This is a genomic window from Xanthobacter sp. BG11Y11_SDJG (assembly GCF_057364445.1).
This window is the reverse complement of record NZ_JBNFNU010000610.1, coordinates 1-1,692: the sequence shown is the minus strand read 5'-3', so window position 1 is coordinate 1,692 and position 1,692 is coordinate 1. Positions and strand designations below refer to the sequence as shown.

Below are 1,692 nucleotides of genomic sequence, written 5' to 3'. Positions count from 1 at the left end.
CTCCTCGCGCTTCGCCTGCCGCTTGCCGGCGGGCCGCAGCGCACGGGGCGGGCACGGGCTCGATCTCGCGCTCCACCAGCGGACCGGCGAAGTCGGCGCCGGCCGCGGCGGCGATCTCGTTGCCGATCTGGTCGCGCAGGATGCGGGTCTTCACCTCCTCGATGCCGCCCTCGGGGATATCGCCCAGCTGGAACGGCCCGTAGGAGACGCGGATCAGCCGCCCGACCGTGAGGCCGAGCGCGCCGAGCACGTTGCGCACCTCGCGGTTCTTGCCCTCGCGCAGCGCCACCGTGAGCCAGGCATTGGCGCCCTGGGTGCGGTCGAGCGTCGCCTCGATGGGGCCGTACTCCACCCCGTCCACGGTGATGCCCTTGATCAGCGCGTCGAGCTGCGCCGGGTCGACGCTGCCATTGGCGCGCACCCGGTAGCGGCGCAGCCACCCGGTCTCGGGCAGCTCCAGCACCCGGGCGAGGCCGCCGTCATTGGTGAGCAGCAGCAGGCCCTCGGAATTGAGGTCGAGGCGGCCGACGCTGACGAGGCGCGGCAGGCCCTGCGGCAGGATCTCGAACAGCGTCGTGCGCCCTTCCGGGTCCCGGTTGGTGGTCACGACGCCGCGCGGCTTGTGGTAAATGAAGAGGCGCGTGCGCTCGCGCTCGGGCAGGGGTTCGCCGTCCACGGTGATGGCGTCGGCGGCGGTGACGGTGAAGGCCGGCGTTTCCAGCACCGTGCCGTTCACGGCGACGCGGCCTTCGGTGATCCAGTCCTCGATCTCCCGGCGCGAGCCGAGCCCGGCGCGGGCGATGACCTTGGCGACGCGCTCGGCGTCCTTGGCGGGGGCCGCGGGGAGCGCGCGCTTGTCGCGCGGCACGCGGTTCTTTTCCTTGCGGGGCGGTGTGGTGCGGGGCATGGAGGGGCGATAGCACAGCGCGGGCGCGGCCGCGAGCGGCGCTTTCGCGGCGGTGGCGGAGATCGGATGTCGGGAACCTTCATGCAGATGGCGCTCAACGAGGCGCGCGCGCCGCCGAGCGCGGCGAGGTTCCGGTGGGGGCGGTGCTGGTGCGCGGCTCCCAGGTCATCGCCCGCGACGGCAACCGCACGCGCGAGCTGTCCGACCCCACCGCGCACGCGGAAATCCTGGTGCTGCGGGCCGGCGGGGCGGCGCTGAAGTCCGAGCGGCTGCTGAACTGCGACCTCTACGTGACGCTGGAGCCGTGCGCCATGTGCGCCGCCGCCATCTCCTTCGCCCGCATCCGCCGGCTCTATTTCGCCGCCGCCGATCCCAAGGGCGGCGGCGTGGAGCACGGCCCGCGCTTCTTCTCGCAGCCGACCTGCCACCACGCGCCGGAGGTCTATGGCGGCATCGCCGAGCGCCAGGCGGCCGAGGTGCTGAAGGCGTTCTTCCGGGAGCGGCGGTGAAGGCGCCGGCCGCGGCGCCCTTGCCTGCAGCCGCCCCCTCGGGCAAGACCACGGCATGACGACCCTCGCCGCCCTCGGCTTCGGCTATTGCGCGCGCCATCTGGTGGCGCTCCACCCTGCCGCCTTCTCCCGCGTGATCGGCACCGCCCGCGCGCCGGACAAGGCGCATGCCATGCCGGCGGGGGTGGAGGGCTTCGTGTTCGATGGGCAGACGCTGTCGCCGGACCTGGCGGCGGCGCTGGCGCAGGCCGACCTGCTGGTCGCCTCCGCCCCGCC

The 1,692-nt window shown here is 73.9% G+C and carries 2 protein-coding genes and 1 pseudogene; 2 read left to right on the top strand and 1 reads right to left on the bottom strand.

The window, feature by feature from the left end:
* Window positions 1–907 (bottom strand): pseudouridine synthase (locus tag AC2W7M_RS24950; RefSeq protein WP_486135752.1); only part of this gene is annotated, 907 nt, incomplete at its 3' end.
* A 134-nt stretch (window positions 908–1,041) separates the two neighbouring features.
* Here AC2W7M_RS24950 and AC2W7M_RS24945 point away from each other — a divergent pair.
* Window positions 1,042–1,416 (top strand): nucleoside deaminase, encoded by a 375-nt coding sequence (locus AC2W7M_RS24945; RefSeq protein WP_486135750.1) that lies wholly within the window; start codon window positions 1,042–1,044, stop codon window positions 1,414–1,416.
* A gap of 55 nt (window positions 1,417–1,471) precedes the next feature.
* Window positions 1,472–1,692, top strand: a pseudogene (locus AC2W7M_RS24940) (SDR family NAD(P)-dependent oxidoreductase); the annotation flags it as partial.